This is a genomic window from Tenacibaculum holothuriorum (genome assembly GCF_002120225.1).
Classification (GTDB): domain Bacteria; phylum Bacteroidota; class Bacteroidia; order Flavobacteriales; family Flavobacteriaceae; genus Polaribacter; species Polaribacter holothuriorum.
Window position 1 is genome coordinate 67,381 of record NZ_LAPZ01000002.1, and the last position, 25,427, is coordinate 92,807.

A 25,427-nucleotide genomic window follows, 5' to 3' on the forward strand; every position below is an offset into this window, starting at 1 on the left:
AACTACACCATTTTAATTTTTTCTATGTACCCTACCGAAGTAATCGTATTTTCTATATGCTTTACAGCCCCGTAATAATGTGTTTTTACAGTAGCTTCTTTCATTTCGATTATAGATGCTATTTCTCGAAATTTTAAATTATCATAGTATTTCATTTGAAATACTTGTCGTTGCTTTTCTGATAATTGCAATAATGTTTTTTGCAATTTAAGTTGTGCTTCATCTCCATCAAAGAAAACATCGTCTTTTAAGCTTCCTAAATACTTATCGCTTACCTCATCTATAGACGAAAATGTTTTTTTCTTTTGACTTTCTAAAAAACGTATCGATTCGTTATAGGCAATTTTATACATCCACGTATGTAAAGAGCTTTGTTGTTTAAAATTAGCCAAACTCTTATATACTCTTATGAATGTATTTTGCAAGACATCATCAGCATTTTCGTGTGTAATTACTATTTTACGGATATGCCAATACAAGCGTTCTTGATACAAATGTAACAATTTAGCAAATGCTTTTTCTTGATGCTTCTTACTAGTTAATTGCTGTATAAATTCTGCTTCGTTGATCAAAATTTTCAATAATTTGGTTGATGCTTCTAATTCTTAGACCCTCAAATTGTAAAAAAGTTTTAAACGTTTTAATTTTTTTATAAAATTACAAAAACTCCTAAAAGAATAAAAGCCAGCAACTTGCTGACTTTTACTACACTTAATCACTAATTTGATTAAAACCTAAACTACTATCTTTTTCTTAATGAAATCTCTTTAGTATTTCCTTCTGAGTCTGTTAACGTTGCTTTGTTATCACAAGATCCGTCTCCAAAATCTAAGGTATATGTAGCATCTCCTTTACTTAGCTCTACTACTCCGCTTACAATATATTTACACGCAAACTTTCTAATTAAGTTTGTAGTAATTGTTGCTTTTCTTACCACACCTTCTTTGTTAGTAGACTCCCAATTACCAGAGATTGAATACACATCGTCTCCTCTTTCTCTTGTATCTGCTCCTTCTATTTTTTCTTTTACTCTTGTTCCTTTTCTAGTTAATTCTTCCCCAGTTGTTAATGTGATTGTTAAATCGATAGTTGCAGTAGATTCTGGATTTCCGTTAGCATTTTCTTTAACTCTTTCTGCCGACATACTTCCTTCAATCTTATTTTCATCAATTGAAAAATCTTCAAAAGAAACCGACTTAGAATATCCTTCAGCAGTTCTTGTGTATTCAATAATTACTTTACCTGTCATGGTTCTTCCTCGACGAGTTGTACAACCATCACCAAAATCTAAAGTAACAATTACTCCATTTGCTGTCGTTTCTTTAGACCTGTCTACACAAGGAGCTACACTACTACTTACCGTAGTTCCTTTTCCTGCTAAATCATAATCTAAAGCATCGTCTTCTAATACTTCTCCCACTTCTTCAGACATATCATCAGCTAAAACAATACGTTCTGCTTCTTCGTTAGAGATTTCTGAAAGTGTATCTAAGTTTATTCCATCTTCATTATTACTACAAGATGCTAATACTAATACAGTTGCTAATGCTAAAAGTTGAAATGCTTTTTTAATGTTTTGTAAAATCATAACTGCTAATTTTTAAAAAGTTAATCAGTCTTTAGACCTTACTGGTTTAAAAAAGTTTGAAAAAAGTCAGAAAAAAAATTAAAAAAAGTTATTTTTTGTAGAAATTCATTTCATCTACATACTGCCAAACCTCTTTATTTACAAGAGGTTGAATATTTTTATTTTCTTTTACTCCATTTCTTATCATAGTTGAAGAAATTTGTACAATTGGAGCATCTACTTTAGTTATTTTGGGATGATTGTTGAATTGAGTTTCTACAATTCCTTCTGAAATTCGTGGATACACATATACTTGATAATCTTCTAGAATTACCTCATAATTTTTCCATTTATGAAAACTCTTTAAATTATCTTCTCCCATGATAATACTGAAATTATGTTTAGGATATTTTTCAGAAATATAAGCTAAAGTATTTACAGTATAATTCGGCTGAGGAAGTTTAAACTCAATATCAGAAGGGCTTATTTTATCGTAGTCTTTCGTTGCTAAATACACCATTTCTAATCGATGGTGATTATCTAACAACGTACTTTTTTTCTTAAACGGATTATGCGGCGTTACGACCATCCAGATTTCATCTAAATCTGAATGTTCAACCATATGATTTGCTATAATTAAATGCCCTACATGTATAGGATTGAAGGTTCCGAAGTACAATCCGATGTTTTTCATCTTTTTACTTCTTTTCTAATCCTAAAAAATCGTCTACTAAATCTTCAGCTTCTTGTAATGCAATCTCTAAATCGTAGTTTTTAATAACTTTATCAAACATTGGAGCCGTTGCTAATTCTATTGGAGCTTTTGCTATTCTCGCAGCAATTTTCTCTTCACTTTCTTCTCCTCTATTTTTCAATCTTCTTAATAACTCATTAATATCTGGTGGCTTTACAAAAACAGCTAATGTTTCTTCTGGAAACTTCTCTTTTATTCGTAATCCTCCTCTAACATCAATATCAAAAATTACATGTTTCCCTTGTGCCCAAATACGTTCAACTTCAGTTTTTAGTGTACCATAAAAATTATTCATGTACACTTCTTCCCACTCTAAAAATTCATCTGCTTTTATTTTTTGCTTAAATTCTTTCGCAGAAATAAAGTAATAATCTACACCGTCTTTTTCATTGCTTCTAGGCTCCCTTGAAGTGGCAGAAATTGAAAACTCTAATCCGAAACGTTCTTGTGCTAATAAATGACGTACAATAGTTGTTTTACCGCTACCTGATGGTGCCGAAAACACAAATAACCTACCTTGAAAATCTTTACTCATACTATTCTTAATTTGTATACAACTAGTGTTTACTAGTTAATGTCATTTATAAAACGTTTAAAATTTGCTCTTTAATTTTTTCTAATTCGTCTTTCATTTGAATTACTAATTTTTGCATTGGTGCGAAATTAGCTTTAGAACCAGTAGTGTTAATCTCTCTACCAATTTCTTGAACTATAAATCCTAATTTTTTCCCATTAGAAGCATTAGTTCGTAATTCTTGCAAAAAGTAATCTAAGTGATTTGCTAATCGAACTTTTTCTTCGTTTATATCTAATTTTTCTAAGTAATAAATTAATTCTTGTTCAAAACGATTTTCGTCTATTTCTACTTTTAACTCATCTAAAGCTTTCTGTAAACGTGCTTTTACATGTTCAATTCGATCACCGTCTAAAGCTTTAATTTCCTCTAAAAGCTTTTTAATATTAGAAATTCTTTCTTTAAAATCTTCTTCTAAAGAAGCAGCTTCATCTGTTCTATACTGAACGATTTCTTGTAATGCTTTATCTATATGACTATCTATCTGACTCCACTCGTTTTCATCTAATTCCTCACGTTCTGTCTTTAGTGCATCTGGCATTCTAACTGCCATTTTTAATAACTCAACATCGTCAGAAGAACCAATTGTCATCGTTTCTTTTAGCTGCTGTACATACTGCTTAACAACTCCTTTATTAATTGTTGTTGATGTTTCATCGGCAGTCATTTCAACAAAAATTGAAAAATCTACTTTACCACGAACTAAACTAGATGCTAGTTTTTTACGAACCGACAATTCCTTTTCTTTATAATAAGACGGAATTCTTGCATTTAAGTCTAAATTCTTGCTGTTTAACGATTTTATTTCTATCGTTACTTTCTTGGTTGGTAATTGCAATACGGATTTCCCGTATCCTGTCATAGACTGTATCATTACTTCAATTTTATAAGCTGCAAAGATACATTATTTATTAGTAGCTACAGCAGTTTGCTTTGTTACTAAAAAGACTCCTAAAAAGATTAATAATGTAGCTCCTACTTTTACTAAATTTAAGGAATCACTACCTCTAAATAATGCAAAAAGAGTTGCTAAAACAGGTTGTAAATATATAAAGACACTTACCGTTGTTGGCTTTAGTTTTGTTAGTGCAAATAAGTTACATAAATAAGTAACACAGGTTGAGAAGAAAACTACATATCCTATTTTTAAAAATACTGAAGTTGACATTTCTTGCCAATGCGCTGTTGTTAGTTCTGTAAACCCAAAAGGTAGTACAAAAAGGAATCCGAATAAATACAACCAACGAACAAATATTAATGGATTGTATTTCGTTATTATTTTCTTTACTAACACGAGATATAACCCATAAGAAGCCGCATTTACAAATACTAAAAAGTTACCTAAAATTACGTTAGCTCCTTGTTTGTCTGATGCATTTCCATATACAATTAGTAAAACCGCTCCTACTAAACCTATAAAAACTCCCAATATTCGTCGGAGTGGTATTTTTTCTCCTATTAATATTGATGAAAATATAAGCACCATAATTGGCGCCGTTACCATAATTGCTGATGCACTTATAGGCGTTGTATAACTCAAACCTTTAAAAAAGGTTAGCATGTTTAAACAAACTCCAAAAAATGCTGCTAAAGCGATTCGTTTGTAGTCTTGTCTTTCTATTTTTTCTTGTTTTACAAAAAGACTGATGATCCAAAAAATTAAAGCTGCTCCACCAACTCTTAAAACGATAAAACCATAAGGCAATATATATTGTGGCATTACTTCTTTAGCAATAGTAAAAGTTGCTCCGTAAATAAGTGCTGCAACCGATAAGGCAATTAATGCTAGTGTTCTTGCATTCATGTTTTCTGTAATAAGTTTGCAAATTTCAGCATAAATATTGGTTCTATTTATATTCTTTTTAAGAAAGTTACACCTTAAAAACAGATTATTTTTACCTGTATAAATCCCAACAAAAAAGAGCTACTAAATTAGCAGCTCTTTTCTTGGTTGATTAACTTTTGATTAGTCCACTAAAGGTGGAATTCTTAATACCTGTCCTGGATAAATTTTATCTGGATGCGTTAACATAGGCTTGTTTGCTTCGAAAATAACTGGGTACTTCATAGCATCACCATAATATTCTTTTGCAATTTTACTTAAAGAATCTCCTCTTTCTACAGTATGAAATTGAGCCATTGCAGCTTCTTCAACAACTTCTACCTCAGCAACAGTCATATTATCTTCTACAGAAGCAATTCCTTCTGTGTTACCTACAACTAAAACTACTTTTTCTTTAGTAGCTAAGTCTGCTGCCTCTCCCGACAATGTTACTTTATCATCTGCTACTTCAATTCCTAAATCAGCAACTTCTAATTCTAAAGAAGTAATAGCATCTCTAAGTTTTGCTGATTTTTCTGCAGCTTCTTCTTCAGTTGTTTTTCCGATACCAAAAACTTTTGCTCCGGCATTTTTAATAAATGAAAAAATTCCCATTCTTTTTTAATTTTTTGTTGATTAATACTTGTTTTTCGTTTGACTAATATACAATATTTATACCATTCTTTCTTACTTCACTATACATTCTACAACCTTTTAAAGTCATTTTCTGATAATGAATATTTTACATTAAAAAGAATATTCTAAACCTAGCATCACACCTGCATTTTTCTCACCTCCTAAGTTAAAGTGATCGTATCCTAAAACTAATGCAACTTTTTTATAATGATATTTAATATTGCTTTTAAAAACATCTACACTACTATTATTTATCAGGCTTTGTTTCCACGAAAGATGTAAGCTAATTGGTTTTACAGGATAAATTTCTGTTCCTAAATTATAAGCAAAACCAAGTGTTTTTACTTCATTAGCTATATAAGACGCTCCTATTCCCCACCAAAGTGTAATATGTTTTTCTCTAACTCTATAATAATTTACCATTAGCGAAGTAACATCGAAGAAATCTGTTGGTTTTGCTAATCTATTTTCATAGAAATGGACATGAGATGCTTCTATTCCTAAAATAGGCTTAAACTTGTAAGTTCCACTAAACTCAAAACCTCTTACTGTATTTAAAAAATGACTAACACCCAATTTAAAACTCGACTTTTTGTTTGACTCAAAAATATTTCTCGAATATTCTCCTGAAGTATCATCAAAGTAAGGATAAGGAGTTAGGCTTCTTTCATTTGCTCTACCGAATGTTGCGCCTAAGCTACTCCAAAAAATAAGTTCTCCAAATGCTTCTATTAAAGAGGCGCTTTCAAAACTGCTGTTTGAAGTATTGGAATTTGAGGACGAAGTTCTTACTTGTTTCGTTCCGCTTTCGTTATTTCCCGAACTACTTTGACTTGATAAATTTTCTTTTGCTTTTTCTAGTTTTCCCTGTGCATTTACTGTTGCAAGAGAAAACAACAATAATAACATTGTAATATATTTCATAACTATTTTTGGTTTACGCAAAAAACACAATAGTTATACCAAAAAAGCATTTCTGAAATTCAGAAATGCTTTTTAATATTTGTTTATGATTTATTTAAGAGCTTACTCATTAAACGAATTCCACCCTTGAGCTTTTAAAGCTAATTCTTGATTCGCCCTTGTTACTAGGTTTATTCCTTCGTTTTCTTCTGTAATATGACCAATTACAGTTAAATTCGGATTCCCTTTAATTTTATCAAAATCGTTTATTGAAACCGTAAATAACAATTCATAATCTTCTCCTCCACTTAAAGCAACCATTGTTGAATCTATCTCAAATTCTTCGCAAGTAGAAATTACTTGAGGATCTAACGGAATTTTTTCTTCATAAATCTTACATCCTACTTTACTTTGCGTACAGATGTGCATTATTTCAGAAGACAATCCATCAGAAATATCAATCATAGAAGTTGGTTTTACCTCTAATTCCTTTAATAACTCTGGAATATCTTTTCTAGCTTCTGGTTTTAATTGTCGTTCAATAATATAAGTATATCGATCTAAATCTGGTTGACTTTGAGGATTCACCTTAAACACCTGCTTTTCTCTTTCTAAAACTTGAAGCCCTAAATAAGCGCCACCTAAATCTCCAGAAACCACAATTAAATCGGTAGGTTTTGCTCCATTACGATACACAACTTCTTCTTTATTTGCTTTTCCTAAAGCCGTAACCGAGATTAACATTCCTTTGGTAGATGATGTTGTATCTCCTCCAATTAAGTCTACTTTATACGTATCACATGCTAACTGAATTCCAGCATACAATTCTTCTAAAGCTTCTAGTGGAAAACGATTTGAAACAGCAATAGAAACTGTAATTTGTTTTGCAACTCCATTCATTGCATATACATCTGATAAGTTCACCATTACAGCCTTATAACCTAAATGTTTTAATGGCATATAACTTAAATCGAAATGAACTCCTTCTACCAACAAATCAGTAGTAACTAAAGTTTGTTTTTCTGAAGCTTCTATCACTGCAGCATCATCTCCAACCCCTTTAGCTGTTTGACTAGAATACAGTTTAAAATGTTTTGTTAAATGATTAATTAAACCAAACTCTCCTAGTTCAGCTAACGACGTTCTTTCTTGATTTTTATCTTCTAACATGCGGCAAAGATAAAGCTAATACCTCAAATTTAACAGCTTTCTTATAACACAAACAAAATCAAAATAGTAACTTTGATGTTTATTCCCTTTAAACCATGATAAAAAAGTACATTTTAGCCTTTTTAAGTCTACTTTTTTGTAGTAGCATCTCTTTTTCACAAACCCCTTGTGTAAATGGAATGGCTGGTCAGTTTCCTTGTAACAACATCGATATTCTTGCTAATATTCCTGTGGCTACTATGGCGAACTCTATGCTAAACCCTAATGGAACTGGACCAGAAGGAAGTGACATTTGGGGATGGACAGACCCAACCACTAATAAAGAATATGCTTTGGTTTGCACCACAAACAGTACTGCTTTTGTTGACATAAGCGACCCCATAAATCCTGTTTACTTAGGAAAATTAGACACAAATGCTGGCGCTAATGTTTGGAGAGATGTTAAGGTGTATCAAAATCATGCTTTTATTGTAGCAGATAATGTTGGCGCTCACGGAATGCAGGTGTTTGATCTAACTAAACTTAGAAATGTATCCAATCCTCCTGTAAATTTTTCAGCAGATGCTATTTATAATACCGATAACTTAGGAAATTGCCATAACATTGTAATTAACGAAGATAAAGGAGTGGCATATTTAGTAGGCTGCGAACAACCTAATGGAACAAGAATTTTTAATGGCGGACCTATTTTTGTAGATATTAGCGATCCTAAAAATCCTACCAAAATAAATCATTATGCTGCTGAAGGGTATTCTCACGACGCACAAGTAGTAACTTACGATGGTCCTGATACTGATTACACAGGAAAAGAAATTTATATTGGCAGCAACGAAACTAAAATTTCTATTTTAGATGTTACTGATAAAAATGACATTAAAAAAATAGCTGATATAACTTACGATCAATTAGGATATACGCATCAAGGTTGGTTTACCGAAGATAAAAAATTCTTTCTGTTAGGTGATGAATTAGATGAAAAAGATATAGGTACAAATACACGTACATTAATTTTTGATTTTACTGATTTAGACAACCCAAAGTTATCATCAACTTACTTAGGAGCATCTAATGCTATAGATCATAATGGTTATGTAAAAGGAAATGAGTTTTACTTAGCAAGTTATCGTGCCGGTTTAAGAATATTCGACATTCAAAACATAGCAGCCTCTACAAATTCCATGACCGAAATTGCCTTTCTTGACACGTACCCTGACAACGATGGAGCTGCATTTAATGGTGTTTGGAGTGTTTATCCATACTTTGCTAGTGGTAATATTGTTATTAATGATATTGAAAGAGGACTTTTCATAGTACGAAAAAGCGGTTCTTTAAGTACTGAAAACAATGTTATTGACAAAAATGCTTTTTCAATTTTCCCAAATCCATCAGAAAGTAATCCAACCATAACAGCTTCAAACAACAAACTTATTCAATCTGTAGATGTGTTTAACATTTTAGGAAAAAGAATATACTCCAAGCAAAATATAAACAGTAATCGTTTCGTTGTACCTATTCAAGAGAATGCAAAAGGTTTATACATTCTTAAAATAAACAATCAAATTTCTAAAAAGCTTATTCTTAAATAACCTATGAAGTATGCTTGGTTAATTCTTATTTCGCTTCTTTTTTTTTCTTGTGGTAAAGAAGTATTGATTCTAGGCAACGCCTCTTTTGAAGGAAAAATAGACAAAATTACAACTCTTGGCGGTTCTAAAAATGAATCTGCACAAGCAATTACCAAAACTATCGATGGCGGATTTGCTATTGTAGGCTATACTCAAAGCAATGATTTTGACATTAAAAACAAGTCCAATGAAGGATATGATTTTTGGGTGCTTAAATACAATTCAAATGCTATTTTAGAATGGAGTAAAACTTTTGGTGGAAGTAAAGATGATAGAGGTAGTGACATTGTGCAAACTTCAGACGGAAGCTTTGTCGTTTTAGGGTTTAGTGAAAGTAGTGATAATGACGTTACCAACAACGCAGGAAACAGAGATTATTGGGTCGCAAAAATAACTCCTAACGGAAATTTACTTTGGCAAAAATCATTTGGTTATACTGGTAACGATTACGGAACTCGTTTAACCAAAACAAAAGACAACGGCTTTTTAATTACTGGCGTTTTAGATGTATCAGCTTCTGGTGGCTTAGGAAATTCCCGTTCATCTAGAAGGCATGCTGGTGGAGATTTTTGGGCGATCAAACTCAATTCACAAGGTAATAAAGAATGGAGTAGATATTACGGAGGAACTTTTACCGAAACTCCCAATGGAGTTGTTGAAGATTCAGAAGGAAATTTTATCATCGCAGGATCATCTGACAGTAGCGATGTTGATATTAAAAACAACAAAGGATCGTATGATTTTTGGGTTATTAAAATTGACTCCAAAGGAACTTTACTTTGGGAAAAATCGTTTGGAGGAAGTGAAATTGATGAAGCAAGAGCTATGACGAAAACCTCTGATGGTAATTTTGTAATCGTAGGTGACACTAGAAGTTCAGACAAAGATGTTTCAAAAAATAATGGTGGAGCTGATTTATGGATTATTAAAATTAATTCTGACGGAAATCTTCTTTGGGAAAAATCGTTTGGCGCAGAAAGTTTCGATGTTGCTCGATCAGTAACCGAAACTCAAGATAAAGGATTGTTAATTTCAGGAAGCTCTCGAAGCAATAGTGGTAGCTTCAATAATAAAGGACAAAACGATGCTTGGGTTTTGAAACTAACTTCAAACGGAACTTTTGAGTGGCAAAAATTAATAGGTGGTAGTAAAATAGACTTTTGTTATGACGCCACAGAACTAAATAACGGAAATATCATTGCTATTGGTGAAAGCTACAGTAATGACAATGACATTAATGACAACAAAGGATTTTCAGACGCATTGATCATTAAAATTAAATAAATGAAAAGAAACATACTTTTATTAATTTCAACAGTATTTATACTTTTTTCTTGTAGTTCAAACACAGAAGAAGTTCCTCAGTCAGTAAACATAACATTAAAATTTACACATAATTGGAATGGAACTCCTGTAACTGCATCAGATTTTAACACTATAAAATTCACCAATAAAAATGGTGAAAAAATCAGCATTGAGCGTCTTCGATATGTAGTTTCTAACATAACTATTTTACCTGTTGATCTCTCTAACACAAGCTTAGCAGATGGCGTTTTAGGTTTTGGAGTTACGAGAAATTTTATTAATCTAAAAGAAAAAGAAGGCTTATCTCTTGAAACTTTCGCTTTCACTGGTATAAAAAAAATAGGTTTCCGTTTTGGTTTTTCTGATTTTGAAAATAACGATGGTATTTATCAAGACCTAAACTCTGCAAACTTTAACGTTCCTGCAATGTTAGGTGGCGGATATCACTACATGCAATTCGATGGAAAATATTTAGATACTAACAATCAAGAACAACCTTTTAATTATCATGCGATAAGAGCTATCGACAAAACCGTAACACCAAATATTACAAAAGACACTTCTTTTCGAGTTGACTTAGGTGAGGTAAACATAACTGGTGATGCAGAAATAGAAATAAAAATGAATATTGCCCAGTGGTTCGAAAATCCAAACACATGGGATTTAAATAAACTAAACACCGTTTTGATGCCTAATTACAATGCGCAACTTTTAATTAGTGAAAACGGAAAATCTGTTTTTAGCTTAGGTAAAGTAACCTATAAATAAAATGAAAAAAAGTGTACTTATAATCTTCTTATTAGTTTTAGCTTCTTGTTCTTCAAACGACAATCAACATGAAGAGTACACACCTGTTCCTGCTAAATTAAAAATCCCTAAACTATTTGAAGACAAATTAATAAAACCTGTAATTCCTTCAAACAATCCTTTAACTGAAGAAGGAATTGCTTTAGGCAAAAAATTATTTTTCGACACAATATTATCTAAAGACAATTCACAATCTTGCGCAAGCTGCCATAATCCTAAAAAAGCATTTTCTGATGAAACTCCATTTAGTAAAGGTGTTAATGGTAAATTTGGTTCTCGAAATGCAATGCCCTTATTCAATTTAGCATGGAATTTTGATGAACGATTTGCTTGGGATGGCAAAGAATTCGGATTAGAAAAACAAGCCATAGAACCTGTTCAAAATCCAATTGAAATGCATAGCAATTGGAATACTGTTATCGAAAAACTTCAGCAAGATAATACATACCTAGATTTATTTCAAAAAGCTTTCAACACCAACAAAATTTCTCAAGATTTAGTTACCAAAGCATTGGCTCAATTCGAACGCACCTTAATCTCTGGAAATTCAAAATTCGATAAATTTCTTCGTAACGAAGTACAACTTACTCCTGAAGAACAAAACGGGTTTAATGTTTTTATGGATGAAGCTAGAGGCGATTGTTTTCATTGCCATGGTAGTAATAACAATCCGCTATGGACAGATAATAAATTCCACAATAACGGACTCGATGCAACTTTTTCTGATTTAGGGTTAGGAAAAATTACTGGAGATCCTGCCGATAATGGAAAATTTAAAACTCCACCTATTCGAAACTTATCTTTTACAACTCCTTATATGCACGATGGAAGATTTGCTACTTTAGAAGAAGTTATCAATCATTACTCCGAAGGAATAAGAGTTTCTTCAACTATAGACCCTCTTATAAAAAAAGCCAATCAAGGAGGCGTAAAACTTACCGCAAAAGACAAGGCAGATTTAAAAGCTTTTCTACTTACTCTTAACGATTATGATTTTATAAATAATTCCGATTTTCAACAACCCTAATTAAGGATTTATAAAAAGTAACGTCTAAAACTTCGGTTTAATAAACATTCTTTATGAACTGATAAATGATATCCATCAGAAAAAATGATAAAAATCATATTTTGTCACTATCTTTGCAGTCCATTTAGATTTAATCTATATTAATAATGATAAAAGTTTCAGACACAGCTAAAAAGAAAGTCGTTGAATTAATGACAGATGATGGTTTTAATGCTACTACCGATTATGTTCGCGTTGGTGTTAAAAGTGGAGGTTGTTCAGGTTTATCATACGATTTAAATTTTGACAAAGAACAACAAGAAAATGATAAGATATTTGAAGACAATGGTGTAAAAATTGTTGTTGACAAAAAAAGCTTTTTATACCTTGTTGGTACTACACTAGAATATTCTGGAGGTTTAAACGGAAAAGGTTTCGTTTTTAACAACCCAAATGCAAACAGAACTTGCGGTTGCGGAGAAAGTTTCTCTCTATAACACTATTTTTACAGATAATTGATTACTGAAAACTAATGAGTAAGTATACCGAAGACGATTTAAGAGAAGAATTAAAAACCAAAGAATACGAATACGGTTTTTATACAGATATTGAAGCAGATAAATTCCCAGCGGGATTAAATGAAGATATCGTTCGTGCAATTTCTAAAAAGAAAAATGAGCCAGAATGGATGACCGAATGGCGATTAGAAGCTTTTAGAATTTGGCAACAAATGGAAGAGCCAGAGTGGGCTAATGTAAATTATGAAAAACCAGATTTTCAAGCAATTTCATATTACTCAGCTCCAAAACAAAAGCCTAAATTAAATTCTTTAGACGAAGTAGATCCAGAAATGTTAGCTACTTTCGAAAAATTAGGAATTTCTTTAGAAGAGCAAAAACGTTTAGCTAATGTAGCAGTTGATATCGTAATGGATTCTGTTTCTGTTGCAACAACATTTAAAGAAACCTTAGCTGAAAAAGGAATTATTTTTATGCCAATTTCTGAGGCTATTCAAGAGCATCCAGAATTGGTGAAGAAATATATTGGTTCGGTTGTACCACCAACAGACAATTTTTATGCAGCATTAAATTCAGCAGTATTTTCTGATGGATCTTTCTGTTATATTCCAAAAGGAGTTCGTTGTCCTATGGAATTATCTACCTACTTCCGTATTAACGAAGGAGGAACTGGGCAATTTGAAAGAACACTAGTAGTTGCAGACGAAAGCAGTTATGTTTCTTATTTAGAAGGATGTACTGCACCTCAACGTGATGAAAATCAATTACACGCTGCTGTAGTAGAATTAATCGCTATGGAGGATGCTGAAATTAAATATTCAACAGTACAAAACTGGTTTCCAGGAGATGCTTCAGGAAAAGGTGGAGTTTTCAACTTTGTAACCAAAAGAGGTTTATGTGAAACAAACGCTAAAATTTCTTGGACACAAGTTGAAACAGGTTCAGCAGTAACTTGGAAATACCCAAGTTGTGTGTTAAAAGGAAACAACTCTGTAGGAGAATTTTATTCTATTGCTGTAACTAACAACTATCAGCAAGCAGATACTGGTACAAAAATGATTCACTTAGGAAAGAACACTAAGTCGACCATTATTTCAAAAGGTATTTCTGCTGGAAAATCACAAAATAGTTACCGTGGATTAGTACAAATTGGTCCAAGAGCAGAAAACGCTCGTAACTTTTCACAGTGTGATAGTCTATTAATGGGTAACGAATGTGGTGCACATACCTTTCCATATATAGAAGCAAAGAATAAATCAGCACAAATAGAGCACGAAGCTACAACAAGTAAAATTGGAGAAGATCAACTATTCTATTGTAACCAAAGAGGTATTGATACCGAAAAAGCAATTGCGTTAATTGTTAACGGATTCAGCAAAGAAGTATTAAACAAGTTACCAATGGAGTTCGCAGTAGAAGCTCAAAAATTATTAGAAATTAGTTTAGAAGGAAGCGTAGGATAAACGCATCAATTATAAAGAGAAGACAATGCTTAAGATAGAAAACTTACACGCACAGGTAGAAGATAAAGACATTCTAAAAGGAATTAACTTAGAAGTTAAACCAGGTGAAGTTCATGCAATTATGGGACCTAACGGTGCTGGTAAAAGTACTTTATCATCTGTAATCGCAGGAAATGAGAATTATGAAGTTACTGAAGGTTCTATTGAATTAGATGGTGAAGATATTAGCGAATTAGCTCCAGAAGAAAGAGCACATGCTGGTGTGTTTTTATCATTTCAATACCCTGTTGAAATTCCTGGTGTAACAGTTACCAACTTTATAAAAACAGCTATTAACGAATCTCGCAAAGCGCAAGGCTTAGAAGAAATGCCTGCAAAAGACATGTTAAAAAAGATTCGTGAAAAATCTGAATTATTAGAAATTGATCGTAAGTTTTTATCTCGTTCATTAAACGAAGGGTTTTCTGGAGGAGAGAAAAAACGTAACGAGATTTTCCAAATGGCAATGTTAGAGCCTAAGTTAGCTATCTTAGATGAAACAGATTCTGGTTTAGATATCGATGCCTTACGTATTGTTGCTAATGGTGTAAACAAATTAAAATCTGAAGACAATGCTGTAGTAGTAATTACACACTACCAACGTTTATTAGATTATATCGTACCAGATTATGTACATGTTTTACACGATGGTAAAATTGTAAAAACAGGCGATGCTTCTTTAGCTTTAGAATTAGAGAAGAAAGGTTACGACTGGATTAAAGAAGAAGTAAATTCATAATTAGTTGAATACAACTAAACATTGAAAGAATGGAGTTAAAAGAGAAAATATTATCATCATATGTTGCTTTTGAGAATGATTTGAATACAAATTCTGATATTCATGAAATTCGCTCAAAAGCACTTCAAAATTTTGAAGACTTAGGTTTTCCTTCTAAGAAACTAGAAGCTTGGAAGTACACGTCTTTAAATTCAGTTTTAAAACACGACTATAGTTTATTTCCAGATAATGATACCGCAGTAGAATTAGCTGATGTAAAGAAATATTTCATTCACGATATAGATAGTTATAAAATTATTTTTATCGACGGAAAATACAGTTCTTTTTTATCAGAAACTACACACGATGGAATGGATGTTTGTTTGATGTCTGCCGCATTAACAAAAGCTAAATACAAGCCAATTATCGAAAACTACTTTAACAAAGTAGCTAAACAAGATAATATGACTTCTTTAAATACCGCTTTTGCTACAGAAGGAGCTTTTATTCATATCCCTAAAAATGTTGAGGTAGAGAAACCAATTCAAATCATCAACTTTACAACTGGTAAAGAAAATGCAACGATGTTACAACCTCGTAACTTAGTGGTTGTAGAGCGTAATGCACATGTTCAAATTATTGAGCGTCATCAAAGCTTAACAGACAATGCTGCATTAACCAATGTTGTTACTGAAATTTATACAGATACACACGCTACAGTAGATTATTATAAAATCCAAAATGATAACATTAATGCTTCTTTAGTTGACAATACATATATTGAACAACAGAAAGAAAGTACTTGTTCAGTTCATACATTTTCATTTGGAGGAAATATTACGCGTAACAACTTAAACTTCTACCAAAAAGGAGAACATATTAATTCTATTTTAAAAGGAATTACAATTATTGAAGGAAAGCAATTGGTAGATCACTACACATTAGTTCATCATATAGAACCTAATTGTGAAAGTCATCAAGATTATAAAGGTATTTTCAATGATCGTTCTACAGGTGTTTTCAACGGAAAAGTAGTTGTTGAAAAAGAAGCTCAAAAGACAAACGCTTACCAACAAAACAACAATGTTTTAATTAGTGACAAAGCTACCATTAACGCGAAACCACAATTAGAGATTTTTGCTGATGACGTAAAATGTTCTCATGGTTGTACTATTGGTCAGTTAGATGAGCAAGCATTATTCTACATGCAACAGCGTGGTATTCCTAAAAAAGAAGCTCGTGCGTTATTAATGTATGCTTTTGCCAATACGGTTTTAGAAAGTGTAAAAATACCAGAAGTAAAAAAGCGTATTAATAAATTAATTGCCAATAAACTTGGTGTCAATATCGGATTCGATTTATAAGCTAATCCGTTTTATATAAAACAAAAACCACTCAAATTGAGTGGTTTTTTTATTGAGTCTTCATCCAATTTACAATCATTCGTAATTCACCCCACGAATATTCATTCTCTACAATTTCTTTAACTTTCGGTAGTTGATCGAAACCTGTAGCAGCAATAATTTTTCTTGCTTTTTCTAATTTCTTTTTTGTAAAGAATTCGAGAATATTTATATCTCCTCTCTCTACAAAATGTGATAAATGTCCTTCGATAGTACCGATTACCAAGCCTCTTTTTTCTGCAATTTCTTCCTTAGTCAACCCTTCTTTGAACAAATCGAAGGTAATATCTTTCGTATTTCGTTTATCTTTGACGACCTCAACAATTTCTATTTGAGATTTTAAATTGTTCTTTCTTGCATATTCATTAATAATTTCTAAAATTTCATCCCCATATTTATTAACACGTGTTTTCCCCATTCCGTTAATCTTTATTAACTGCGATTTATCTTCTGGCAATAATTCACATAATTCAAATAAAGTTTTTTGAGTAAAAATTTGAAACGGCGGAATATTTTCAGAATTCGAAACACTTGTTCTAAACATTTTTAAATTCTCAAATAATTCTTCATGTTGTGTTGAAGTAACTTCTGTTCTCTTCTTTGTTTTTGTAGGTTTCTGTAAAACTGCTTCAGCTCTAACTTTTAAATATTTTTCAGTAGAAAAAGTATCTTGCAAATGCTTTAAGACATATAACTTTTCTGCTAATTTTTCTTCTAAGATATCTAATTGTTTCTTAAAATCTTTTTTTACTTGTTTATTATCTGTTGTATAATTTAAATTATCAAGAGGTATTTTGATTTGCTCATTGGTTTGCTGTAAAAAGTAAGTTACCGCCTTATTAAATCGTTCTTGAATTGCAATTTCTTCTTCTGGATTATCAATTGATTCTGCTAAATTTTGCATTTGAATTTTAAATGAATTCGCAACTTTTAACAACGGAATAATTGCTTTGTCTTTGATTATCTCTAAAGGCTCAATAATATTTCCTTGTAATGAAGTTCTGTTTGTATAAAAAACATCAATTAATCTTTTTACAGGTTGTAGAAAAGGGTGATAATTAAAAACCTCAGCTATTAAATTCAATTGAAATTGCTTTTTTGATGATTCTAAATCATTTTCTGTCGGTTCATTTTCCTCAACATGCTTATTAAAATTATTTACTGTTATATCGTTTACAATACTACTTTCTTTAATTGGAGTTTTAAGTACAATTCCATCTAAAGTTTTACAACGACTTAAAGCAACGTAAGTTTGCCCATGAGCAAAAGAGGATTCAGCATCAATAATTGCCTTATCAAACGTTAATCCTTGGCTCTTATGAATGGTAATTGCCCAAGCCAAACGCAAAGGAACTTGTGTGTACGAACCTTCTAAAATTTCGTCAATTTCTTGGGTTTCTTTATCTATTGAGTACTTTATATTTTCCCATGTTTCAACACTAACTTCAATAACATCATCATCGGCACATCTTACAATTACACTATCTTCTTCTAAAGCAGTTACGACTCCTATTTTTCCGTTATAATATCTTTTTTCAACATCACTATCATTTTTAATAAACATTACCTGTGCTCCTACTTTCAATAATAAATTTTCATCGTTTGGAAAGTTTCGCTCATCAAAATTTTTATAAACTTCTGCTGTATAAATCTGTGATTTTGTTTTTAACTTATCTAACTCTTTTTTATTTATCGCATCAGCTTTTCTATTGTGAGTTGTTAATGTGATGTATCCTTCTTCAGATTGTGGTTCAAAATCGGGTTGGTATTGTTTATTTAAAATATTTACTGAAGTTTCTGACAAGGTATTTGTACGAACTTCATTTAAAATTGTGATAAATTCTTCGTTTTCTTGCCTGTATATATGTTTCAGTTCAACAGGAACTACATACGCTTGTTGAAAAGCTTTACTACTAAAAAAATAGACCGTTTGATAATGATTCCTTAAAATACTCCACTCATCTGGTCGAATTACAGGCGAAAGTTGTTGTACGTCTCCAATCATTAAAACTTGAGCTCCACCAAATACTTTTGTTCTATCTTTATAGCGACGAAGTACTTCATCAATTCCATCTAACACATCAGCACGAACCATACTAATTTCATCAATAATTACTAAATCAAGTGATTTAATAATATCGATTTTAGTTTTGCTAAACTTTCGTTCAATTCTATCTGAATATGGAGTCTGATTATTGGGTAAAATTGGTCCAAAAGGCAACTGAAAAAATGAATGGATAGTAACTCCTTTAGCATTAATTGCCGCAACACCAGTTGGAGCTACAACTATTAACCTTTTTAAACTTTCTTCTTTTAATCTTCTTAAAAATGTAGTCTTTCCTGTACCAGCTTTTCCTGTTAAAAAAAGATTTCTATCGGTTTTTTCTACAAAGCTGTATGCTAAATCTAATTCTTTATTTTCTATCATTTTTCAAACTAAAAACTACACTTTTCCTAGGAAGCTGTAAGGATTTCAATCAAAAATAGTGATTTACAAATCCAATTATTAATATCTCAAAAAATATTTTTTTAACACTTTTATGTAATGTCGTCTTAATTTCATCGTCAAAGTGTGTATAAAAATCTAACATCACCTATTAAATTAAAAATTATGCGAAAAATTATTATTCTCTTATTTTTCTTTTTAGCTACTACTCAATTTCAGGCTCAAAACAAAGTTTTTGACGCTTTATTAAAAACATATGTTGATAGCAAAGGAAATATTGACTATAAAGGTTTAAGAAAAAACAGAGCGCTTTTAGACATTTATTTAGATGAACTAAAAAAAACTGTTCCTAGAAAAAACTGGTCTTCTAATAAAGCCAAAGCCTTTTGGATGAACGCTTATAATGCCTACACTATTAAATTAGTACTAGATAGCTATCCGTTAAAAAAGATTACTGACATACAACGTAAAGGAAGAAATGCTTGGAAAATTCCTTTTGCTGAAATCGGAAAGAAAAAATATTCTTTAGATTTCATTGAACATAAAATTTTAAGAAGATGGCATGATGACCCAAGAATACATGTAGGAATTAATGCAGCTTCTAAATCTGGACCTAAATTTCCTAATTATGCTTTTACTGAAAAGAATGTAAACTCTAAATTAGAAATGTTAATGAAAGATTTTATTAACGATTCATCTAAAAATAAAATTACAGTAAATAAAGTTGAAGTTTCTAAAGTTTTTGAATGGTATCAAGAAGACTTTACTTCTAGTAATACATTGGTAGACTACATTAATAAATACTCTAATGTAAAAGCTAACGACAATGCAGAAGTTGTATATTTAGAATATGATTGGCACCTAAACGATAAAAAATAACAACCCTTAAGATTCCTCCCTACAGAAGCGAAAAGCATGTATAATGTTTTTCGCTTTATTTTATATGTGCTGATCTATTAAAATCGTATTTCCATCTGGGTCAAAAAACACAATGCTTGCTGGACCAGAATCTTCTTCATCAGTTTCTCTTTCTAATTTAATATGATTCGATTTTAAATGTTTTTGAATATCTCTAACATCATCAAATTCTTCTAACTTACTAGCATTTTCATCCCAACCTGGATTAAAGGTTAAAATATTATTTTTAAACATTCCTTGAAATAATCCTATGAGTGAATTTTCGTTTTTCATAATTAGATAATTCATTTCTTCACTTCCTGCAAAAACAGAAAAACCTAAAGTTTCGTAAAACTCTTTTGATTTCTCTAAACTTTTTACTGATAAACTGATAGAAAACGCTCCTAGTTTCATCCTTTTTAATTTTATGCTGTTCGTAAAATCTTTTCCATTTTTCTTCCTTTAGCCAATTCATCTATTAACTTTTCCATTTGCCTACATTGTTTGTAAATTTCAAATTCATCAGCAATGTTTTCAATTCTATATCCACAAACAACTCCTTTTATCATGTGTGCATTTTCGTGCATCGTTGCTCCCTCAAAAAAAGCTCTAAAAGTTGTTTTATTATCTATGAATTCTTGTAGTTCTTCAGCATTATATCCTGTTAACCATTCAATAACTTGATTTAATTCTTCTTTAGTTCTATCGTTTTTTTCTATTCTATTTAAATAATAAGGATAAATAGATCCAAAGATCATATTAGCAACTTGTTCATTTTTTTTGGCTGTAACTTCCATTTTGCATGAGTATTAATACAGCAATTTACAAAATTTAGGAAACTAAATTTTCGAAGATTAAAATAATCCTTGTTTATAAGAGTTATAAATCTAGTCTTTGATAAACTCTAACTCTTGAGATTTCACTATTAAAAAGAAACTAATATAATATAAAGCTGTACCAACTATTATATTAATATAGTCTGCATTTTCAATTTTCTTTGCACCAAAAACCATATCACAAACAACAAAAAGAGCAATAGCTACAAAGAATAAAATATCTTTAGAAGAACTTCGTGTTATTATATTGGTAAAAGCTAAAGAAATTAAACCTACCAAAACTAAAGTCGTAGATATTGACAGGTAATAGAACAACGTATTCTTAAAAATAAGCACAAACAATAACGATATTATTGAGGATGCAATTACAAACACTGTTAAAAACAACTTCCAATCCACTTTTCTATTAAAAGCAAACTTTATTAATGTTAACCTATAAACAAGCAATAGAATCATTCCTATAACACTTTGACTTTGCAACGAAAAAAGTATAGTAGATAAAAAGAATAACAACAAACTCAAGGTTAATAAATAGTTCGACTTTTTTAATGTTACTAAAAAATAAAGCATAAAAAAGATAGACACAACTATTTTTGAAACAACAATTTCAGTTGTTGCACTTTCTTTTATGAAATAAAAAACAGCTAAAGACGCTATTATTATTAGAATTAAGAAAGCCTTTCGCCATTTTGTAATTATTGGGGGCATATTTTACAAAGGTGTTTTATTACAAAAGTTAAGTTAGAAAAAATCCCGCACATATTGTGCAGGATTTTTATTTTTAAAAGTCTATTATGATGACCTTACTATTTTTATCTAGACAAAACTTTACATTTCTAAAGCTTTCTTAGGGTTGTTATCCATTAATAATTCTACTGGGTTTTCTAATGCTTCTTTAACTGCTACTAAGAAACCAACAGATTCTTTACCATCAATAATTCTGTGGTCGTAAGATAAAGCTACGTACATTATTGGTTGAATAACTACCTCTCCGTTTACCGCCATTGGACGATTTACAATATTATGCATTCCTAAAATTGCACTTTGTGGAGGGTTAATAATTGGTGTTGATAACATAGAACCAAATACACCACCATTAGTAATTGTAAAAGTACCACCAGTCATTTCATCTACTGTAATTTGACCTTCACGAGCTCTAATTGCTAAACGTTTTACTTCGCTTTCAACACCTCTAAACGTTAAGTTTTCAGCATTTCTAATTACAGGAACCATTAATCCTTTTGGCCCAGAAACTGCAATAGATATATCTTGAAACTCAAAAGACACCATTTCTTTACCATCAATCATTGAGTTTACAGCTGGATACATTTGTAAAGCTCTAACGACAGCTTTTGTAAAAAAAGACATGAATCCTAAACCTACTCCGTGTTTAGCTTTAAAGTCTTCTTTGTACTCTTTACGTAAATCAAAAATTGGTTGCATATTAACTTCGTTAAATGTAGTTAACATAGCTGTATCGTTCTTCACAGAAACTAAACGTTCTGCTACCTTACGACGTAACATTGATAACTTTTTACGCGAAGTTCCACGAGATCCCATTCCTGGAGTTCCCATTGAAGGAACAGCTTTTACAGCATCTTCTTTAGTTACACGACCATCTTTACCAGTTCCTTTAACATCAGAAGCTGAGATTCCTTTTTCAGCTAAAATTTTCTTAGCTGCTGGAGATGCCGCTCCTGTAGCATACGTTTCTTTTGCTGGTTCTGCTTTTGGAGCTTCTTTTTTCTCCTCCGCTTTTGGAGCTTCTTTTGGCGTAGCTCCACCTTCTGGTTTTGCAGCACTCATATCAATATGACATACTACAGCACCTACTGCTACTGCATCACCTTCTTCAGCTTTTAAAGTGATAATTCCGCTTTCTTCCGCAGGTAATTCTAACGTAGCTTTGTCAGAATCAACTTCAGCGATAGGTTGATCTTTCTCAACATAATCACCATCTTCAACTAACCAAGTTGCAATTTCTACTTCTGTAATTGATTCCCCCGGAGAAGGAACTTTCATTTCTAAAACACTCATGTTTTTTATTTTTATTCTGAAATACTTTCTTTCTTAATTTTAATCGAATACTTTATCTAATACTCTTTGATGACGACGCTTATAACGAGCACTTGAACCTGCTGCTGGTGCCGATTTGTAATCTCTCGAAGCACATTCTAATCTTGCTAATTCAAAACGTTCTAACATATATCCCCAAGAACCCATATTTTTTGGTTCCTCTTGAGCCCAAACATAACGCTCTACATTCGGATACCTATCCATTACTTCTTTAATCTTGTCATTATGTAATGGGAATAATTGTTCTATTCTAATTAATGCTACATCTTCTCTTCCTAAACGCTCACGCTCTTCTAACATATCGTAGTAGAACTTACCTGTACAGAACACCATTTTCTTTACTTTTGAAGTATCAATAGTATCATCGATTACTTCTTGGAAAGTTCCGTTGGCTAAATCTTCAATAGGATTTACAGCTTTTGGTAAACGTAATAAACTCTTAGGAGTGAAAACCACTAATGGTTTTCTGAAATCACGTTTCATTTGACGACGCAAAATATGATACATATTTGCTGGTGTAGAACAGTTTGCTATTGTCCAGTTATCAATTGCTGATGATTGTAAGAAACGTTCTATTCTTGCTGAAGAGTGCTCTGGCCCTTGACCTTCATAACCATGAGGTAATAACATTACCAATCCGTTTTGCAACTTCCATTTATCTTCTGCAGAAGAAATATATTGATCGAACATGATTTGTGCTCCGTTGGCAAAATCACCAAATTGAGCTTCCCAAATAGTTAATGTATTTGGAGCTGCCATTGCGTAACCATAATCGAAACCTAAAACTCCATACTCCGATAAATGAGAATTGTAAATAGTCATTTCCCCTTTATTCTTCGGATTAGTGTTTAATAGGTTTACACGTTCTAATGTTTCTTCATCACGCATAATTGCATGACGGTGAGAGAAAGTTCCTCTTTCTACATCTTCACCAGAAATACGTACGTTATATCCTTCCTCTAATAAAGTTCCGTAAGCTAAATTTTCTGCTGTACCCCAGTCTAAAGAATTCTCTTCAAAGACCATTTTTTCACGACCTTTTAAAATACGCTCTGCTTTACGAACAAACTTATGCCCTGTTGGAGTTGTAGAAATTACTCTAGCAATATCTTTTAATGCGTCAACCGAATAGGTAGTATCTACAGGTTGTAGCATATCTTCTAGCTGCTTACGAATGAATCCATCCCAAACTTCTGGCATAAATTCTTGAATCTTAGAAGTAGTTTTCTTTTTAGATTCTGCAAATTCAGTTTCTAAATGAGCTTTAAATTCATCAGTAATTTGCTTTACGTAATCGGCAGAAATACTTCCTTCTTCTACTAATTTAGCAGCATAAATTTCTTTAGCATTCTTATGCTTAGAAATAGCTTTATATAATTTAGGCTGTGTAAAACGTGGTTCATCACCTTCGTTGTGCCCGTATTTACGATATCCTAATAAATCGATATAAATATCTTTCTTAAACTTAGTTCTGTACTCAACAGCCATTTCCATTGCATGACAAACAGCTTCTGCATCATCTGCATTTACATGTAATACAGGTGATAAAGTCACCTTAGCAACATCAGTACAGTAGGTACTCGAACGAGCATCTAAATAATTGGTTGTAAAACCAACTTGGTTATTTACCACTATATGAATTGTTCCTCCTGTTTTATAACCGTTTAAAGTCATCATTTGAGCAACTTCATATGCAATTCCTTGCCCCGCAATTGCAGCATCTCCATGTACGACGATTGGTAAAATCTTACCGTTATCGTTATTGTAGTCTAAATCTACTTTTGCACGAACAATTCCTTCAGCAACTGCAGCAACAGTTTCTAAGTGAGATGGATTTGGCACCAAATTCATCTTCATCTTTTGTCCGCCTTTGTATTCTTTGCTTAAGGTTAATCCTAAGTGATATTTTACATCACCATCGATAGTTTCATCTTCAAAATCCTTTCCCTCGAATTCGCTAAATAAATCACGAACTGGTTTTTTGAAGATATTTACTAAAGTGTTTAAACGACCACGGTGCGCCATTCCTAACACACATTCTTCAACTCCGTATTTTTCAGCAGCATCACGTAATGCAACACTAACACCTGGGATTAAAGTCTCTCCTCCTTCAACAGAGAATCGTTTTTGACCTACATATTTTGTTTGTAAAAAACTCTCGAAAGTTGAAGCTTGGTTTAACTTAGTAAGAATGTACTTCTTTGCTTCAATATCGTACTTCGGGTGGTTATCATTATCGTTCAAACGATTTTGCCACCATTTAATCTCTTCTGGATTACGAAGATACATGTACTCTACACCTATAGAGTCACAATAAATTGCTTTTAAGTGTGAAATAATTTCAGATAGAGTTCTCGCTCCTATTCCTAAAATATCTCCTGCGTTAAAAACGGTTCCTAAGTCATTTGTAGACAACCCAAAATTCTCAATATCAAGCGTAGGCGTATACTTTCTTCGCTCTCTAACTGGGTTTGTTTTAGTAAATAAATGACCACGAGTTCTGTAACCATTTATTAAGTCTATTACTAAAAATTCTTTACGAACTTCTTCTGGAATTTCTATTTCATCTTCTTCGGTAAGCGAATAATTTTCATTGGCTAAATCATACCCTTGAAAAAAGCTTCTCCAACTTGGTTCTACTGCATCGGGGTTTCTTTGATATTGCTCATACAAATCACCTATAAACTCCGTGTGTACTGCATTTAAGAACGAAAACTTGTCCATATATATTTTGAATACTTTGTATCTGTGCTAAATAATACCGACAAAAATACAACTTTTAAGAAAAACAAAGTGACTAAATAACTATAAAAAAGAGCATGTTTTTTTATTCTTCTCAACTAATTATAAACAAAAAAACTC

General features: G+C 31.8%; 24 protein-coding genes. 9 read left to right on the forward strand and 15 right to left on the reverse strand.

Annotated features, from left to right (window positions below; genetic code table 11):
- Positions 1-2: 2 nt before the first annotated feature.
- From WH52_RS03075 to thiL, 9 genes are all read right to left on the reverse strand, one after another.
- Positions 3-581, reverse strand: a complete 579-nt coding sequence (locus tag WH52_RS03075; RefSeq protein ID WP_233131511.1) for an RNA polymerase sigma factor — start codon at positions 579-581, stop codon at positions 3-5.
- 161 nt (positions 582-742) lie between these two features.
- Positions 743-1,588, reverse strand: a complete 846-nt coding sequence (locus tag WH52_RS03080; RefSeq protein WP_086029474.1) for a hypothetical protein — start codon at positions 1,586-1,588, stop codon at positions 743-745.
- Positions 1,589-1,676: 88 nt separating this feature from the next.
- Positions 1,677-2,261: a nicotinate (nicotinamide) nucleotide adenylyltransferase gene (nadD, locus tag WH52_RS03085; RefSeq protein ID WP_086029475.1), complete on the reverse strand. Its 585-nt coding sequence runs from the start codon at positions 2,259-2,261 to the stop codon at positions 1,677-1,679.
- Positions 2,262-2,265: 4 nt separating this feature from the next.
- Positions 2,266-2,856, reverse strand: coding sequence for a guanylate kinase (gmk, locus tag WH52_RS03090; protein WP_086029476.1), 591 nt, complete (start codon positions 2,854-2,856; stop codon positions 2,266-2,268).
- Between the two features lie 46 nt (positions 2,857-2,902).
- Positions 2,903-3,757, reverse strand: a complete 855-nt coding sequence (locus WH52_RS03095) for a YicC family protein (protein WP_086029477.1) — start codon at positions 3,755-3,757, stop codon at positions 2,903-2,905.
- A 42-nt stretch (positions 3,758-3,799) separates the two neighbouring features.
- A complete protein-coding gene (locus WH52_RS03100) occupies positions 3,800-4,699 on the reverse strand; it encodes a DMT family transporter (protein ID WP_086029478.1) in 900 nt (299 codons plus the stop codon).
- Between the two features lie 162 nt (positions 4,700-4,861).
- Positions 4,862-5,332: a peptidoglycan-binding protein LysM gene (gene lysM, locus WH52_RS03105; RefSeq protein WP_086029479.1), complete on the reverse strand. Its 471-nt coding sequence runs from the start codon at positions 5,330-5,332 to the stop codon at positions 4,862-4,864.
- A gap of 132 nt (positions 5,333-5,464) precedes the next feature.
- Positions 5,465-6,277, reverse strand: coding sequence for a hypothetical protein (locus WH52_RS03110; protein ID WP_086029480.1), 813 nt, complete (start codon positions 6,275-6,277; stop codon positions 5,465-5,467).
- 102 nt (positions 6,278-6,379) lie between these two features.
- The gene (gene thiL / locus WH52_RS03115) at positions 6,380-7,426 is read right to left on the reverse strand and encodes a thiamine-phosphate kinase (protein ID WP_086029481.1); all 1,047 of its coding nucleotides are present in this window, start codon (positions 7,424-7,426) and stop codon (positions 6,380-6,382) included.
- 95 nt (positions 7,427-7,521) lie between these two features.
- Between thiL and WH52_RS03120 the strand changes: the two genes are divergently transcribed.
- From WH52_RS03120 to sufD, 8 genes are all read left to right on the forward strand, one after another.
- The gene (locus WH52_RS03120) at positions 7,522-9,012 is read left to right on the forward strand and encodes a choice-of-anchor B family protein (protein ID WP_086029482.1); all 1,491 of its coding nucleotides are present in this window, start codon (positions 7,522-7,524) and stop codon (positions 9,010-9,012) included.
- Between the two features lie 3 nt (positions 9,013-9,015).
- Positions 9,016-10,335, forward strand: coding sequence for a hypothetical protein (locus tag WH52_RS03125; RefSeq protein ID WP_086029483.1), 1,320 nt, complete (start codon positions 9,016-9,018; stop codon positions 10,333-10,335).
- Entirely contained in the window at positions 10,336-11,124 is a 789-nt protein-coding gene (locus WH52_RS03130) for an MbnP family protein (RefSeq protein ID WP_086029484.1), read from the forward strand.
- A gap of 1 nt (position 11,125) precedes the next feature.
- Positions 11,126-12,190 carry a cytochrome-c peroxidase gene (locus tag WH52_RS03135; RefSeq protein WP_086029485.1) on the forward strand — a complete coding sequence of 355 codons (1,065 nt, stop codon included), beginning with the start codon at positions 11,126-11,128 and terminating at the stop codon, positions 12,188-12,190.
- A 146-nt stretch (positions 12,191-12,336) separates the two neighbouring features.
- A complete protein-coding gene (locus WH52_RS03140) occupies positions 12,337-12,666 on the forward strand; it encodes a HesB/IscA family protein (protein WP_086029486.1) in 330 nt (109 codons plus the stop codon).
- 35 nt (positions 12,667-12,701) lie between these two features.
- Positions 12,702-14,150, forward strand: a complete 1,449-nt coding sequence (gene sufB / locus WH52_RS03145; protein WP_086029487.1) for a Fe-S cluster assembly protein SufB — start codon at positions 12,702-12,704, stop codon at positions 14,148-14,150.
- Positions 14,151-14,175: 25 nt separating this feature from the next.
- A complete protein-coding gene (gene sufC, locus WH52_RS03150; RefSeq protein WP_086029488.1) occupies positions 14,176-14,928 on the forward strand; it encodes a Fe-S cluster assembly ATPase SufC in 753 nt (250 codons plus the stop codon).
- Positions 14,929-14,957: 29 nt separating this feature from the next.
- Complete coding sequence (gene sufD / locus WH52_RS03155; RefSeq protein WP_086029489.1) at positions 14,958-16,271, forward strand: Fe-S cluster assembly protein SufD; 1,314 nt, start codon at positions 14,958-14,960, stop codon at positions 16,269-16,271.
- 49 nt (positions 16,272-16,320) lie between these two features.
- On the opposite strand, the gene WH52_RS03160 is transcribed toward sufD, so the two are convergent.
- Entirely contained in the window at positions 16,321-18,738 is a 2,418-nt protein-coding gene (locus tag WH52_RS03160; RefSeq protein ID WP_086029490.1) for a helix-turn-helix domain-containing protein, read from the reverse strand.
- Between the two features lie 183 nt (positions 18,739-18,921).
- Here WH52_RS03160 and WH52_RS03165 point away from each other — a divergent pair, with 183 nt between their 5' ends.
- Complete coding sequence (locus WH52_RS03165; RefSeq protein ID WP_086029877.1) at positions 18,922-19,635, forward strand: DUF547 domain-containing protein; 714 nt, start codon at positions 18,922-18,924, stop codon at positions 19,633-19,635.
- Between the two features lie 60 nt (positions 19,636-19,695).
- Here WH52_RS03165 and WH52_RS03170 read toward each other — a convergent pair whose 3' ends face one another.
- The 5 genes from WH52_RS03170 to WH52_RS03190 form a co-directional block, all read right to left on the reverse strand.
- Complete coding sequence (locus tag WH52_RS03170) at positions 19,696-20,067, reverse strand: VOC family protein (protein ID WP_086029491.1); 372 nt, start codon at positions 20,065-20,067, stop codon at positions 19,696-19,698.
- A gap of 11 nt (positions 20,068-20,078) precedes the next feature.
- Positions 20,079-20,450, reverse strand: a complete 372-nt coding sequence (locus tag WH52_RS03175; protein WP_086029492.1) for a DUF2200 domain-containing protein — start codon at positions 20,448-20,450, stop codon at positions 20,079-20,081.
- 90 nt (positions 20,451-20,540) lie between these two features.
- Positions 20,541-21,197, reverse strand: a complete 657-nt coding sequence (locus tag WH52_RS03180) for a hypothetical protein (RefSeq protein ID WP_086029493.1) — start codon at positions 21,195-21,197, stop codon at positions 20,541-20,543.
- A gap of 120 nt (positions 21,198-21,317) precedes the next feature.
- The gene (odhB, locus tag WH52_RS03185; RefSeq protein WP_086029494.1) at positions 21,318-22,526 is read right to left on the reverse strand and encodes a 2-oxoglutarate dehydrogenase complex dihydrolipoyllysine-residue succinyltransferase; all 1,209 of its coding nucleotides are present in this window, start codon (positions 22,524-22,526) and stop codon (positions 21,318-21,320) included.
- 39 nt (positions 22,527-22,565) lie between these two features.
- Positions 22,566-25,289, reverse strand: coding sequence for a 2-oxoglutarate dehydrogenase E1 component (locus WH52_RS03190; RefSeq protein WP_086029495.1), 2,724 nt, complete (start codon positions 25,287-25,289; stop codon positions 22,566-22,568).
- Positions 25,290-25,427 lie beyond the last annotated feature (138 nt).